This is a genomic window from Kitasatospora sp. NPDC023120 (genome assembly GCF_055560835.1).
In genome coordinates, this window is sequence record NZ_JBVHHY010000010.1 from 92617 (window position 1) to 105736 (window position 13120).

Genomic DNA, 13120 nt, shown 5'->3' on the forward strand with positions numbered 1-13120 from the left:
CGCCCGTGGGACCGGCGCGTTTGCTATGACGTACGCCCTCCCGCGGGGGATGCGCGCGGGGCCCGCACCAGCCGGTCCCCCACACCGCGGCCGACCCGCCGGTGCCTCCCGGCACCGCCCGCACCGGCCCCTCTGTGAGAGGTAATGTCATGACCCTGCTAGTCGAGACCCGGAAACGGATCGTCCCCCCGAGAACCGCGCCGCGCCCCTCCCCCCTGGCCCGTTCCGCCGTCCCCCCGCTCGCCCCCGGAGCGCTCCCCGGCCTCGGCCACGCCGCCGCCCTGCTGCGCGACCCGCTCGGCTTCCTCGGCTCCCTCGCCCGATACGGCGGCGTGGTCCGCATCCGGCTCGGGCCGCGCACCGTCTGCGTGGTCACCGACGCCCGGCTGGCCCACACCCTGCTCGTCGCGCTCGCCTACGACTGTCCGCGCGGCGCCGTCCAGGACACCCTCAAGACGGCCTTCGGCGACGGCCTGCTGATGTCCGAGGGCCAGGCCCATCGCGACCGCCGCCGGATCATCCAGCCCGTCTTCGGCCCGGACCGGATGGGCGAGTACCTGGCCGTCATGCACCAGGTCACCGAGGAGCGGGCCGGACGCTGGCGCCCCGGCCAGGTCCTCGACGTCGCCAAGGAGATGAACCACCTCGCACTGGAGATCGTCACCCGCTCACTGTTCGACGCCCGGCTCAGCGAGGACGCCACCCTCGCCTTCCACCGGGCGCTGCCGGACCTGGTGAAGGGCCAGATCGTCCAGTCCCTCTACCCGAACCCGGCGCTCGCCCGGCTGCCGCTGCCCGTCAACCGGCGCTTCGACGCCGCCGTACGGGCGCTCAACCGGATCGTCGACCAGGCCGTCAACGGCCGGACGGCGGACGCGCGCTCCGAGGAGGGCCGCGGCACCCTGCCCGCCCTGCTGCGCGCCACGACCGACCCGGCCACCGGCCGCCCGCACACCGAGGCCGACGTCCGGTCCGAGGCGATCACCATGTTCGGCGCGGGCACCGAGACCGTCTCCACCACGCTGACCTGGCTGCTCGACGAGCTGCTGCGCCACCCCGACGTGGAGGCCCGCGTCCTGGCCGAGCTGGACGAGCACCTGCCCGCCGGCACCGTCCCCACCCCCGAAGCGCTGGCCAGGCTCCGCTACACCCGCAGCGTCACCCAGGAGGTGGTGCGGCTGCACGCGCCCAACGCCTTCCTGATGCGCACCGCGCAGGTCCCGGTCGAGCTCGGCCCGTACCGGATCCCGGCCGGCACCGAGCTGCTGTACAGCCTCACCGCGCTGCACCGCGACCCGGTGCGCTACCCCGAGCCGCTCGACTTCCGCCCCGAGCGCTGGCAGGACGGTGGCGGCGCCGGCCGACCGTCCTTCCTGCCCTTCGGGGCGGGCAAGCACAAGTGCATCGGGGAATCCTTCGCCTGGGCGGAGCTGACGGTCGCGGCCGCCGCGATCCTGCGCCGCTGGCGACCGGAGGCCGTACCGGGGGCGCACGCCCGGGAGGTGGTCTGGACGACCGTCCAGGCGCAGGGGCTGCGCGTCCGGCTGGCGCCGCGCGAACAGCGGGCGGCAGGCGCCGAACGTGCTGCGCGCGGGAACGGCGCGGTGCCCGCGGCGACGTCGCTCGACGAGCCGGGGGTACCACGCGGCTGTCCGTTCACCGGCACCCCCGCGGCGGCCCTGCCGCCCCGCCCGCCCGGCGAACTGCGCGCCGCCGCGGACCGGCACGCCGACTGGGTCCTCCACCACGGCCTGCTCACCCCGTCCGAGCTGCCCGGCTACCGGGCCTACGCCCTGCACGAGCTGATCGGCCACTCCTTCCCCCGCACCCGGGGCGCCGAACTCGACCTGCTGGTGGACGTGCTGGGCTGGTTCACCATCCTGGACGACCGCTTCGACGGCACCCCCGGACGCCGCCCGGCCGAGGCGCACGCCCTGGTCGATCCGCTGATCGCCGTCCTCGACGGCAGCGACCCACCCCGCGAGTGCCGACTCCTCGCCTCCTGGCGGGAACTGTGGGACCGCCAGACCGCGCCGATGTCCCCCGCCTGGCGCGCCCGGGCGGCCCGCGAGTGGCGGGCGTGCCTCGCCACCTTCCCCGCCGAGGCCGACCACCGCGACCGCGGCACCGTGCCCGCCCGCGGTCTCGGCCTCGCCGACACCATGCGGCTGCGCCGGCACGGCAGCTGCCTCTACCCGTTCATGAACATACTGGAACGGGTCCACGGCGCCGACGCCCCCGCCGCCCTGCACGCGGAACCCGCACTGCACCGGCTGCGCGCCAACACCGCCGACGCCGCCACGCTGATCAACGACCTCTACTCACTGGAACGGGAGGAACGGCAGACCGCGGCCGCGTTCAACACCGTGCTCACCCTGCAGCGGGCCCGCGGCTGCACCCGCAGCCGGGCCGTCCGCGCGGTGCGGGACCGGGTGGCGCGGCTGCGGCAGGAGAGCGAGGAGCTGCGCCACGAGCTGCGGCGCCGCCACCCCACGGGGCACTGGTACCTGGACGGCACCCGGGAACTGGTCGCGGGCGTGCAGACCTGGTCCAGCACGAGCAACCGCTACCTGGTGCCGGACGACAGCGGGCACCGACACCGGTGAACGCACGGCCCCGGTGAACGCACGAACCGGTGAACGCATGGCGCCCCGGGTGCGCTACTTCCGCCCGCCGAGCGCGAACAGCAGCAGCACGAAACCGGCGAACAGGTGCGTGGCGAAGATGTAGATGCCCGCGCGGATCAGCATCGCCTTGCGGCGCTTCTTCTCCTCGTTCGTGCTGTCGCTCATGGTGGGTGGTTCTCCTCGGGTCGGGCGGCCTCGGGCCGGGGCGGACGGGCCGGGGGCGGCTCAGCGGAGCGGTCGACCGCCGGTTGCGCGCAGCTCGCTGAGCAGCGCTCCCTGGTCGGTGATCAGCTCGGTCAGGATGCGGCGTGCCGCGCGCAACAGCTCGGCGACGTCCGGGGTGCTGAGCGCGTACACCACGGTGTTGCCCTCACGGGTGGCCGTGACCAGCTGGGTCCGACGCAGCACCGCGAGCTGCTGGGAGAGGTTGGACGGTTCGATCTCGATCTCCGCCAGCAGCTCGCGCACCGGCCTGGGCCCGTCCTGGAGCAGCTCCAGGACCCGTATCCGCACGGGGTGGCCCAGGGTTCGGAAGAACTCGGCCTTGGCCTGGTACAGCGGGACCGGCATCGTCCGCGCGCCTCCCTCGAATCCGGCTCGGTGGTCGTCCCGGCCGGGCGGGGGTCGGTGCCGCGGCCGGTAGGCATCATCGCGGACAGATGAAGATTTCTTCAAGTCGCCACAGTCCGGCGGCTCCGGTCCGGCGCGCGCAAGTGACCCACCTCACCTGCGCACCCCCGCCCGGGCATGCCTGCGCCGAGCCCGGGATTGCTGCCAACTCCCGGGCCCGGCAGTCACAATGACGAGCCGTCAGCAGACTACCGACACATCGACCGTCACCGGGGCCGGTCCCCGCCACATCGACTCGACCGAGAAGGACGCGTGCACGGTCGAACCGCACGGCACGGTCGCGGTGACCCCGTCGACCCGCACGGTGCTGACCTGGAACACGGTGCGGCCGCTCACCGCGCCGAGCGCGTTGCCGCCGACCACGTCGGCCGACACCCGGGTCAGCAGCTCCTGCGGCGCCGGCGGCCACGGGGTGCCCGGCGACGGCGGGCCGGCCAGCCCGATCTGCCCGTAGAGCACGACGCTGTTGCCGGTCACATCGGCGCAGACCTTGGTGGACAGCCCGGCCTGCAGGCCGGACCACCCGCAGGTGGTGACGGTGGTGGCGGCGGCAGCCGTCGAGGCCGAGGCGAACGCCGGCACGGGCGCCGCGAGCACGGCGACGGCGCCGACGGCACCGGCCGTGATCCTGGCGATGCGGTTCATGAGTTCCTCCCTGGGAGGCGAAGGCGATCAGGGACAGGTGGCGTGGCACATATGACATTTCATAGGCCCACGACAGAAACTCTGTCATGCGATTCCGATGCCCCAAGCCGCTTTTACCTTGGAAGTGCCGCCTCGACCGAAACCAGGCCTTAGATGGCGTGATCACCCTCGGACGACCAAACCCCACCAACCGCCCGGGCGACCTCCACCTTGCCCCCAGGTGAACGACCCGCCCTAGCCGAGGGCGGCGCGGAGGGCGTCGATGCGGGAGACGGCGGCGGTGAAGGTGTCGCGGTCGAGCCGTCCGGAGTCGAGGGCGGCAGCGAGGGCCTCGGCGGCATCCTCGGCCTGCTGCGGGTCGCGGGCGGAGCAGAGCAGCAGGTCCATGCCGGCCTCGGCGGCGGCGACGGCGCGGTCGCCGGTGTCGCCGTACGGGGCGAGGGCGCCGGCTTCCATGGCGTCGGTGACGGTCACGCCGTCGAAGCCGAGCCGGCCACGCAGCTCGCCCTGGATGACGGTGGGCGACAGCCCGGCCGGGCGCTCCCGGTCCAGCGCCGGGTAGACGGCCCAGGAGGCCATCACCAGTCGGACGCCCGCCGCGATGGCCGCCCGGTAGGGCGCCTCGCCCCGGGCCCGGAGCTGCTCCAGCGGGACGGTGAGGGTGACCGGGCGCTCGTCGGTGTTCTCGTCGCGGGCGGCGGCGCCGAGGCCGGGGAAGTGCTTGGCGGTCGCGGCCACGCCGAGGCTCTGCTGGGCGGCGAGGAAGGCGCCGCCCAACTCCCCCACCGTGGAGGGGTCCTGGCCGTAGGAGCGCTCGAAGTGGTCGATGAAGTTGTCCGGGGTGTCGTAGACGTCGAGCACCGGGGCGAGGTTGACGTTGAGCCCGGCGTCGGCGAGGGTCCGGGCCGCGCCGGTGCCGGAGTCCACCGCGGCGGCCAGTGGGTCCGCCGCCGACCCGGTGCGGCGGGCGGAGAGTTCGGGCGCACCCGGCAGCCGACGGATCCTGCCGCCCTCCTGGTCGGTCATCAGCAGCAGGGCGCGCGGCTCCGGCGCCTCCGCGGCCGCCTGCTTCAACGCGGCTACGGCCTGCGCGAGTTGCTCCGGACCGGTGATGTTCTCGCCGAACAGGATCACCCCGGCGGCCCGGCCCTCCCGGATCGTCTGCAGCACTCCGGGCGGCGGCGTCGGGCCCGCGTACGAGAGCACGATCCGCCGTCCGGCGAGCACGCGGGAGTCCTGGTCCTGGGCGGTCATCGCCACGGTCCTTCCGGGGTGGGGCGTGCGGGACGCGGAGGCCGATCCGATCGGGGCGGGCCCGGCCACGGCCCCCAGGACCGCCAGCACCACCCCGAACCGGGCGGCTCGCCGGAACCGGGCCATCACGCCTCCTGAGGCAGCAGCGGACTACGGCCCGTCAGCCTACCCAGGAGCCCGCTCCACCAGTCCGCGCCGCACCGGATTCATCCGATCCCCCGACGGCGACTTCACGGGCTGACCGCAGGACCGGCCGATGTCCGACCGACCGGAGCCCCCCGGCGCTCAGGACCGCCGGAGCCCGGCCGGGACCTCGAGGACGGGCAGGCCCTGCGGCTCCCCCTCGTAGTCCACGGCGTGCTGCCGGGACAGCGGGCGCGCTTACGCGACTCCGCACCCTCGGGTACCCGGGTGGCGGTGCTCACCCCGCGGCGCGGACCAGCCGACCCAGGACGGCGATGCCTTCGGTGAGCTCGGGTGGTGAGCCCGCCGCGTAGCCGAGGACCAGGCCGGGCGGGTACGGGAGGCGGGCGTGCCAGGAGAGGGGTTGCGTCTTCACGCCCCGGGCCAGCGCTGCGGTGGCCAACTCGGTGTCGGTGCAGCCGAGTTCCTTCGGCAGGGTGAGCATCAGGTGGAGGCCCGCCGCCGCGCCGTGGACGGTGGCGGTGGGCAGGTGGGTGCGGATGGCGGCGATCATCGCGTCCCGGCGGCGGCGGTGGCGGCGGCGCAGCAGGCGCAGGTGGCGGTCGAGCTCGCCGGATTCCATCAGGCGGGCGAGGACGAGCTGGGACAGGGCAGGGTTGCCGAGGTCGGCGAAGCGTTTGGCGTCGAGGACGGCGGCGCGGAGGCGGGCGGGTACGAGCAGCCAGCCGATCCGCAGGGCGGGGGCGAGCAGCTTGGAGATGCTGCCCGCGTAGCACACCTGCTCCGGCAGGGCGGCCCGCAGCGCCGGGACGGGCGGGCGGTCGTAGCGGTGCTCGGCGTCGTAGTCGTCCTCGATGACCAGGCCGCCCTCGGCCGCCCAGCGCAGCAGCTCGCGCCGGCGGTCGCCGCCGAGGACGACGCCGGTCGGGTACTGGTGGGCGGGGGTGAGCAGGACGGCCGGGGCGCCGGTGGCGCGCAGGGCGTCGACCCGGATGCCCTCGGCGTCGACCGGGACGGGTGGGGTGGCGGCGAGCCAGTGGGCGAGGTGCTGGCGGGCGCCGAGCGAGCCCGGGTCCTCGACCGCGACTTCGGTGATGCCGCTCCGTTCGAGGGCGCGGCCGAGCAGGGCGAGGGCCTGGGCCGTCCCGGCGACGATCAGCACCTCGTCGGGGTCGGCGCGGATGCCCCGGTTGCGGGCGAGCCAGTGGGCGACCGCCCGGCGCAGGGCGGCGGTGCCGCGGACGTCGCCGTAGCCGAGGTCGTGCGCGGCGAGGTCGTCGAGGACGGCGCGTTCGGCGCGCAGCCAGGCGGTGCGGGGGAAGGCGGCGAGGTCGGGCAGGCCGGGGGTGAGGTCGATCCGGGCGGGGGTGCCGCGCAGGAGGTCGAACACCTCGGAGTCGGGGTCGTCCCGGAAGAGGGCGGGCGCCGGGGCCGGCGGGCGGGGCGGTTCGGGGGCGGGTACGGCGGGCGGAGGAGCCGCGACCACGACCGTGCCGCCCCGCCCACGCCCGGCGACCTGCCCCTCCTCCGCGAGGCGACGGTAGGCGTCGGTCACCACTCCGCGGGAGACGCCGAGTTCCGCTGCCAGCACCCGGCTGGCGGGCAGTCGGCTGCCGGCCGGGAGCCGACCGTCGGCGACGGCCTCGCGCAGCCTGCGGGCGAGCCAGTCGGTGAGGCCGCCGGGCGGGGCGTCGGCGGTGTCGAGCTGGAGGAAGTCGGCACCGGCCTCTTTGGACCGGTCCGATGCGTCGCCATTGGACCTGTTCACCGGACCATAGTGACGCGAGGGTGGAGCCATGACCACGGAAACGGCCCAGCCCGGCACCACGAACCCCGCGCACACGAACCCCGAGCACACCACGTACGTCCACGGCTACTCGGACACCGAGGCGCGGCGCCTCGGCGACCAGGCCGACACCCTCGCCGAGCTGCTGCACGCCGACACGGCGTACCCGGCGGGCAGCCGGGTGCTGGAGGCGGGCTGCGGGGTGGGGGCGCAGACGGTGCACCTGCTGGCCGCCGGCCCCGGCGTGGCGCTGACCGCGATGGACCTCTCGGCGGAGTCGCTGGCGCAGGCCCGCGCCCGGGTGGCGGCGCAGGCGCCCGACGCGGACGTCACCTGGCACCACGGGGACCTGCACCGACTGCCGTTCCCGGACGGCGCGTTCGACCACGTCTTCCTGTGCTTCGTGCTGGAGCACCTGCCCGATCCGGCGGCCGGGCTGGCCGCGCTGCGACGGGTGCTGCGGCCGGGTGGGACGATCACGGTGATCGAGGGCGACCACGGCTCGGCCTTGTTCCACCCGGAGAGCCCGGCGGCCCGCCGGACCATCGACCACCTGGTCCGACTCCAGGCCGACGGGGGCGGCGACGGGCTGCTCGGCCGCCGCCTGTACCCGCTGCTGACGGCGGCCGGGTTCGCGGAGGTGGCGGTCCGCCCGCGGACGGTCTACGCCGACGGCGGCCGACCGGCGCTGGTCGAGGGCTTCACGCTGCGGACCTTCGTCGCGATGGTCGAGGCCGTCCGGGCGGAGGCGCTGGCCGCCGGGCTGACCACGCCGGAGGCCTTCGACCGGGGCATCGCGGAGTTGCGCCGCGCGGCCGAGCCGGGCGGGACCTTCCACTACACCTTCTTCAAGGCGGTCGCGGTCAACCCGTGAGGCCGTCCGGCGCGGTTCCCGACGCGGGGCGGGTCAGTCCGGACCGTCCCCCAGGGTCACCAGCAGGGTGCGCATGGCGTCGACCAGCGCGGCGGTGCGGGCGTCGTCCAGCCCCTCGAGGAGACCGAACTCGGTGGCGAGGTGGTCGGGCAGCGCGCGCTCGATCAGGGCATGCCCCTCGGGGGTGAGGGCGACCTCGCGGCTGCGGCCGTCCTGCTCGCTGCGGGTGCGGGTGACCAGCCCGCGGGCTTCCAGCCGGTCGAGGCGCTGGGTGATGGCGCCGGAGGTGACCATGGCGGACTGCATCAGCCCGGTGGGGGTGAGGCGGTAGGGCGGGCCGCTGCGCTTGAGGGTGGCGAGGACGTCGAAGGAGGGGGCGTCCAGGCCGTGCTCGGCGAAGGTGCGGTTGAGTGCCGCGTCCACCAGGCGGTAGAGGCGCTTGAGCCGGCCGAACACCTCCATCGGGGAGACGTCCAGGTCGGGGCGCTCGGCGGCCCACTGCGCGACTACGCGGTCCACATGATCTGCCACGGCTCCAGGGTAGGCGATCGGGCCCGGGTTTCTTAGCGCTGAGATACATCGGGGCGGGAATCCTTCGGGATTCCCTGCCGCCAGGGCGACTGTGAGCCAGGTCACCGGCATGGCGCAGTGAAATATGCCTTAGCGATGAGATACATTGGCTTAGTGCTAAGACATCGCCTCGCCGTCGTACTGCTGACGGCCCTCGCCCCCGCAGTCTGGGGGACGACCTACCTCGTCACCACCGAGTTACTCCCGCCGCACCGCCCGCTCCTCGCCGCCGTGATCCGCTGCCTGCCCGCCGGGCTGCTGCTGATCGCCTTCACCCGCCGACTGCCGCAGGGCAGCTGGTGGTGGCGCTCACTGGTCCTCGGCGCGCTCAACATCGGCGCCTTCCAGGCCCTGCTCTTCATCGCCGCCTACCGCCTCCCCGGCGGCATCGCGGCCACCGTCGGCGCCGTCCAGCCGCTGATCACCGCCGGCCTCTCGGCCGCGGTCCTCGGCGACCGACTCACCCTGCGCACCGTGCTCTCCGGCATCGCGGGCGTGGCGGGCGTCAGCCTGCTGGTCCTGCGGGCCGACGCGAAACCGGACGCGCTCGGGGTGGCCGCCGCGCTCGGCGGCGCGGTGGTCATGGCCGCCGGCGTCGTCCTCTCCAAGCGCTGGGCGTCCCCCGCGCCGCTGCTCGCCACCACCGGCTGGCAACTCACCGCCGGCGGGCTGATGTTGGTGCCAGTCACGCTGCTCACCGAGGGTGCGCCGCCGACCCACTACAGCGCCGCCAACCTGCTCGGCTACGCGTACCTGTGCCTGATCGGGGCGGCCTTCACCTATGTGCTCTGGTTCCGCGGACTCCAGGCGCTCACGCCGACCTCGGTCTCCTTCCTCGCCCTGCTCAGCCCGGTGGTCGCCACCGTGATCGGCTGGCTGGCGCTCGGACAGGATCTCAGCCCACTGCAGGCCCTCGGCGCGCTGGTCGTGCTCGGCTCGCTCGTCGTCGCCCAGACCCAGCGGCCCGGCGCCGCCAAGCGGTCGGCGCCCGTGGCCGGCCCGGCCTCCGCGCCGCCGCCCGTACGCGAGAACGCCTGAGCCCTCACCGTCCGCATCCGGACCCGCATCCCGCATCCCGCACCGAATCAAGGAGAATCCCCATGCGCATCACCGTCTTCGGCGCCACCGGCAACGTCGGCAGCCGAGTCGTGACCGAGGCGCTCACCCGCGGTCACGAGGTCACCGCCGTCGTGCGGGACCCGGCCAAGCCGCACGGTCTGCCGTCCTCCGTCGCCCTCACCGTGGGCGACGCCCGCAACCCCGAGGACGTCGCCCGGATAGCCGCCGGCCAGGACGTGGTGATCACCGCCACCCGCCCGGTGCCCGGCAGCGAGCACGAACTGGCCGTCGCCACCAAGGGATTGCTGGCGGGCGTCGCCGGCAGGGGCGTGCGGCTGCTGGCCGTCGGCGGTGCGGGCAGCCTCACCCTGCCGGGCACCGACGGGATGACCCTCGTGGAGGACCCCGGCTTCCCCGCCGAGATCCGGCCGATCGCGCTGGCCTGCGGCGAGCAGTACGACCTCTACCTCGCGGCCGACGCCGAGGTCGACTGGACGTACCTGAGCCCGGCCGCGCTGCTCGAGCCGGGCGTGCGCACCGGTCGGTTCCGGATCGGACGTGACGAGCTGCTGGTCGACGCGGACGGCAACTCGGCGATCTCCATGGAGGACCTCGCCGTCGCGCTCATCGACGAGGTCGAGACGCCCGCCCACCGCCGCACCCGGTTCACGGCCGGCTACTGACCGGACCGCGGCGGCCTCGACGGGGGTGAGGCCGCCGCGGTCCGACACCGCTCCGGAACTGGAGCAGCCGCCCGGACGGGGGTGTACCCAGCACCACCCCGAAGACGGATGCGGGCATGATCGATCGTCAGGGCGGCCTCGGACAGGATCGATCCCGTGACCACGAACAACGCGAGCACCGCGAACACCGCAGACACCGACACCGCCGCCGAGAACGCCGGCACCAGGACCGCCGCCACCGCGCCCCGCGCCCGGCGCGCCGCGCTGGCCGTGGCCGCCGCCGTCCTCGCCGGTCTGGCCCTGCCCGCCACCGCCGGTGCCGACACCGCCCGCGACCCGGGCGACGCCGACCCGGCACCCGCCCGCTACACCCACCAGACCCTGAACTGGCAGCCCTGCGCGACGCAGCCCGCCCTGGAGTGCGCCACCATGGCCGCCCCGCGCGACTGGCACCACCCCGGCACCGGGGCCGACCTGACCATCGCCGTCTCCCGGCACCGCGCCACCGACCCGGCCAAGCGCAAGGGCGTCCTGCTGATGGCGGCCGGCGGACCGGGCGGCACGGGCCTGCTGCGCCCGGCCGGGCTGGCGAAGGCGGCGCCCGCCGTCAGCGCCGCGTACGACATCGTGGGCTTCGACCAGCGCGGGGTCGGCGAGAGCACCAAGGCCGTGTGCCAGACCCCGGAGGAGTTCCAGGAGTTCCTGGCCGGCGACTACCGCGACCAGTCCCCCGCCGCGATCGACCGCGTCATCGCCAACTCCAAGAAGCTGGCCGCCGGTTGCCGGGAGCGCAGCGGCGACCTCATCCCCTACCTGAACACCGAGCAGACCGCCCACGACATCGACCTGTTCCGCTCCCTGCTCGGCGAGCGCAAGCTCAGCTACTACGGCCCCTCCTACGCCTCGATGATCGGCGCCTACTACGGCACGCTCTTCCCGCACCGGGTGGAACGGATGGTGCTGGACAGCAACATCGGCTTCGACGGCACCTGGGAGAAGTTCCAGCTGGGACAGCCGATGAGCTTCCAGCGCCGCTTCGACGAGGACTTCGTGCCCTGGCTCGCGGCCCGGGACACCACCTACCACTGGGGCTCGACCCCGGAGCAGGTTCGGGCGCACTGGGAGCAGCGGCGCGCCGCCCTGCACGACGCACCCATCGTCGAGGGCTCGCTGACGATCGGCCCGAACCAGCTGGACAGCCTGGCGATCTCGGCGATCTACTTGACGTCGCACTTCCCCGAGCTCGCCCGGCTGCTGACCGTCCTCGACAACTGGCAGACCGCCGACGCCGCCACCAGGACGGCGGCCGCGACCGCGTTCAACAGCTACCTCAGCCCTGAGTTCCTCGCCGAGTTCTTCTCGGTGACCTGCTCGGACACCCCGTGGACCAAGTCCATGGACACCTGGGTGCAGCGCGGCGCCGAGAACACCGCCCGCCTGCCGCTGGTCGGCGCCCGGACGCTCGCCTTCGGCGCGGTCTGCGCCTCCTGGCCGGTCGACCCGGCACCCAAGGTCAAGGTCACCGGCGCCCACCTGCCGACCACGGTGATGCTCAACTCGGTGCACGACCCGGCGACCTACTACGAGGCGGCGCTCGGCGCCCACCGCGCGCTGCGCGGCTCGAAGCTGGTCACCGTCACCGGGAACGGCGACCACGGCCAGTACCCGGGGCCCAACTCCTGTGTCACCGACGTGGTCGAGCGCTACCTGCTGGACGACAAGGCGCCCGCGCACGACCTCACCTGCGCCTCCCCGCAGGCGAGTTGAGACAGCGGACGCAGTGCGCGGCAGCGGTGAGCCGGCCCCCGGTCAGCTCCGGGGCCGGGCCCGCAGCCAGGCCCGGAGCCAGGCGAGGCCGACGGCCAGCCCGGTGAAGCCGCCGACGGCGAGCTTGATCCCGGCCTTGGCGACGATCCAGCCGATCCCCGGGACGGACCACCCCAGCCAGTGGAAAACGGCCAGCAGCACCGCCGAAGCGCTGAGCGCGGCCACGACGGTGGCAGCGACGGCGGCGGCCCGCGAGAGCTCCTGCGGGCCGTCGGCCTCGGGAGTCGCGGGTGTCTCGGGTGTCTCGGCGGTGCCGCCCGCACCGCCTGCGGTCTCGTTCACCATGTCGTTCGTACCCCCTCATTCATGGGGGCGATGATACGGCCTCAGCGCCGGGCGTGGTGGGTGTCCCCGAGGTGCTCGCCGGTCTCGCCGTCGGGGAAGCTGACGGCCATGGTGACGCGGTACTCGTGGACGTCGTCGCGGTGCCCCGGCACCCGGGCCCAGGCCAGCGAGTGCACCTCGGCCTCGGGGGCCTGCCGGCACCAGGCGGCCGCCTCCTCCAGGGCGCGGGCGGCCGAGAGTCCGGTGCACACCACGGCGGTGTACGCGGCGACCGCGACGTCCCCACCGGAGCGACAGGTGCGCGACACCGCCCGGACGGCGGCGGCGGCCTGGGTCAGGTCACGGGCCAGGTCGTCCACCACCCGAGGGGGCGCGGGCAGGACGACCGCTCCCTCGGCGAGGGTCTCCGGCAGGTTCGCGCTCACGGTCTGGACCTCCATCCGCATCATCACGCGGCACAGCATGCCGGGCGGCGATTCCTGGCATGCCCACTTTCACCGGAACGTCACCCGTCCAGGGCGGAGTTGGGGACGCACCCTGGCGCCCGCAGGCCCGTCCTGCTAAGGGAGAGGACTCACGCGCCGGACGTTCCGCCAGGTCAGCGGGGTCGGCCGCGGGCGCCGCCGGGGAGCCCGAAACGCCGCGCACGTACCACCCCCGCGCTCCGAAACGCCGGTCCGGCGCCCTGGGCGCCCGCCCCACCGAGTTGGCCGCTTGGTCAACTCCCCGTAGCCGA

The 13120-nt window shown here is 74.5% G+C and carries 13 protein-coding genes; 5 read left to right on the forward strand and 8 right to left on the reverse strand.

Annotated elements, in window-relative coordinates; genetic code table 11:
* Window positions 1-149 precede the first annotated feature (149 nt).
* The gene (locus ACZ3TI_RS16620) at window positions 150-2606 is read left to right on the forward strand and encodes a cytochrome P450 (protein ID WP_465726928.1); all 2457 of its coding nucleotides are present in this window, start codon (window positions 150-152) and stop codon (window positions 2604-2606) included.
* A 54-nt stretch (window positions 2607-2660) separates the two neighbouring features.
* On the opposite strand, the gene ACZ3TI_RS16625 is transcribed toward ACZ3TI_RS16620, so the two are convergent.
* The 5 genes from ACZ3TI_RS16625 to pdxR form a co-directional block, all read right to left on the reverse strand.
* The gene (locus ACZ3TI_RS16625; RefSeq protein WP_465726929.1) at window positions 2661-2792 is read right to left on the reverse strand and encodes a DUF6126 family protein; all 132 of its coding nucleotides are present in this window, start codon (window positions 2790-2792) and stop codon (window positions 2661-2663) included.
* A gap of 60 nt (window positions 2793-2852) precedes the next feature.
* On the reverse strand, window positions 2853-3197 hold the full coding sequence (locus tag ACZ3TI_RS16630; protein WP_465726930.1) for an ArsR/SmtB family transcription factor: 345 nt from the start codon (window positions 3195-3197) through the stop codon (window positions 2853-2855).
* Between the two features lie 240 nt (window positions 3198-3437).
* Complete coding sequence (locus ACZ3TI_RS16635) at window positions 3438-3902, reverse strand: hypothetical protein (protein WP_465726931.1); 465 nt, start codon at window positions 3900-3902, stop codon at window positions 3438-3440.
* Window positions 3903-4136: 234 nt separating this feature from the next.
* Entirely contained in the window at window positions 4137-5156 is a 1020-nt protein-coding gene (locus tag ACZ3TI_RS16640) for a glycoside hydrolase family 3 N-terminal domain-containing protein (RefSeq protein ID WP_465726932.1), read from the reverse strand.
* Window positions 5157-5577: 421 nt separating this feature from the next.
* Entirely contained in the window at window positions 5578-7068 is a 1491-nt protein-coding gene (gene pdxR, locus ACZ3TI_RS16645; protein ID WP_465726933.1) for a MocR-like pyridoxine biosynthesis transcription factor PdxR, read from the reverse strand.
* A 28-nt stretch (window positions 7069-7096) separates the two neighbouring features.
* Here pdxR and ACZ3TI_RS16650 point away from each other — a divergent pair, with 28 nt between their 5' ends.
* Window positions 7097-7960, forward strand: coding sequence for a methyltransferase domain-containing protein (locus ACZ3TI_RS16650; RefSeq protein WP_465726934.1), 864 nt, complete (start codon window positions 7097-7099; stop codon window positions 7958-7960).
* 33 nt (window positions 7961-7993) lie between these two features.
* Here the strand turns inward: ACZ3TI_RS16650 and ACZ3TI_RS16655 are convergent, their stop codons facing one another.
* Window positions 7994-8491, reverse strand: a complete 498-nt coding sequence (locus ACZ3TI_RS16655; protein WP_465726935.1) for a MarR family winged helix-turn-helix transcriptional regulator — start codon at window positions 8489-8491, stop codon at window positions 7994-7996.
* 153 nt (window positions 8492-8644) lie between these two features.
* Here ACZ3TI_RS16655 and ACZ3TI_RS16660 point away from each other — a divergent pair, with 153 nt between their 5' ends.
* The 3 genes from ACZ3TI_RS16660 (at window position 8645) to ACZ3TI_RS16670 (ending at window position 12039) form a co-directional block, all read left to right on the forward strand.
* Window positions 8645-9568, forward strand: coding sequence for an EamA family transporter (locus ACZ3TI_RS16660; protein WP_465726936.1), 924 nt, complete (start codon window positions 8645-8647; stop codon window positions 9566-9568).
* A 62-nt stretch (window positions 9569-9630) separates the two neighbouring features.
* On the forward strand, window positions 9631-10272 hold the full coding sequence (locus tag ACZ3TI_RS16665; RefSeq protein ID WP_465726937.1) for an NAD(P)-dependent oxidoreductase: 642 nt from the start codon (window positions 9631-9633) through the stop codon (window positions 10270-10272).
* A 156-nt stretch (window positions 10273-10428) separates the two neighbouring features.
* Window positions 10429-12039 carry an alpha/beta hydrolase gene (locus ACZ3TI_RS16670; RefSeq protein WP_465726938.1) on the forward strand — a complete coding sequence of 537 codons (1611 nt, stop codon included), beginning with the start codon at window positions 10429-10431 and terminating at the stop codon, window positions 12037-12039.
* A gap of 42 nt (window positions 12040-12081) precedes the next feature.
* On the opposite strand, the gene ACZ3TI_RS16675 is transcribed toward ACZ3TI_RS16670, so the two are convergent.
* Window positions 12082-12384 (reverse strand): hypothetical protein, encoded by a 303-nt coding sequence (locus tag ACZ3TI_RS16675; RefSeq protein WP_465726939.1) that lies wholly within the window; start codon window positions 12382-12384, stop codon window positions 12082-12084.
* Window positions 12385-12425: 41 nt separating this feature from the next.
* Window positions 12426-12809 carry a hypothetical protein gene (locus ACZ3TI_RS16680; protein ID WP_465726940.1) on the reverse strand — a complete coding sequence of 128 codons (384 nt, stop codon included), beginning with the start codon at window positions 12807-12809 and terminating at the stop codon, window positions 12426-12428.
* Window positions 12810-13120 lie beyond the last annotated feature (311 nt).

Bases quoted from the DNA above. Each gene is read 5' to 3' on its own strand.
- ACZ3TI_RS16640 (WP_465726932.1), bottom strand. From the start codon at position 5,156: ATGACCGCCCAGGACCAGGACTCCCGCGTGCTCGCCGGACGGCGGATC.
- ACZ3TI_RS16625 (WP_465726929.1), bottom strand. From the start codon at position 2,792: ATGAGCGACAGCACGAACGAGGAGAAGAAGCGCCGCAAGGCGATGCTG.
- ACZ3TI_RS16665 (WP_465726937.1), top strand. From the start codon at position 9,631: ATGCGCATCACCGTCTTCGGCGCCACCGGCAACGTCGGCAGCCGAGTC.
- ACZ3TI_RS16620 (WP_465726928.1), top strand. From the start codon at position 150: ATGACCCTGCTAGTCGAGACCCGGAAACGGATCGTCCCCCCGAGAACC.
- ACZ3TI_RS16675 (WP_465726939.1), bottom strand. From the start codon at position 12,384: ATGGTGAACGAGACCGCAGGCGGTGCGGGCGGCACCGCCGAGACACCC.
- ACZ3TI_RS16630 (WP_465726930.1), bottom strand. From the start codon at position 3,197: ATGCCGGTCCCGCTGTACCAGGCCAAGGCCGAGTTCTTCCGAACCCTG.
- ACZ3TI_RS16650 (WP_465726934.1), top strand. From the start codon at position 7,097: ATGACCACGGAAACGGCCCAGCCCGGCACCACGAACCCCGCGCACACG.
- ACZ3TI_RS16635 (WP_465726931.1), bottom strand. From the start codon at position 3,902: ATGAACCGCATCGCCAGGATCACGGCCGGTGCCGTCGGCGCCGTCGCC.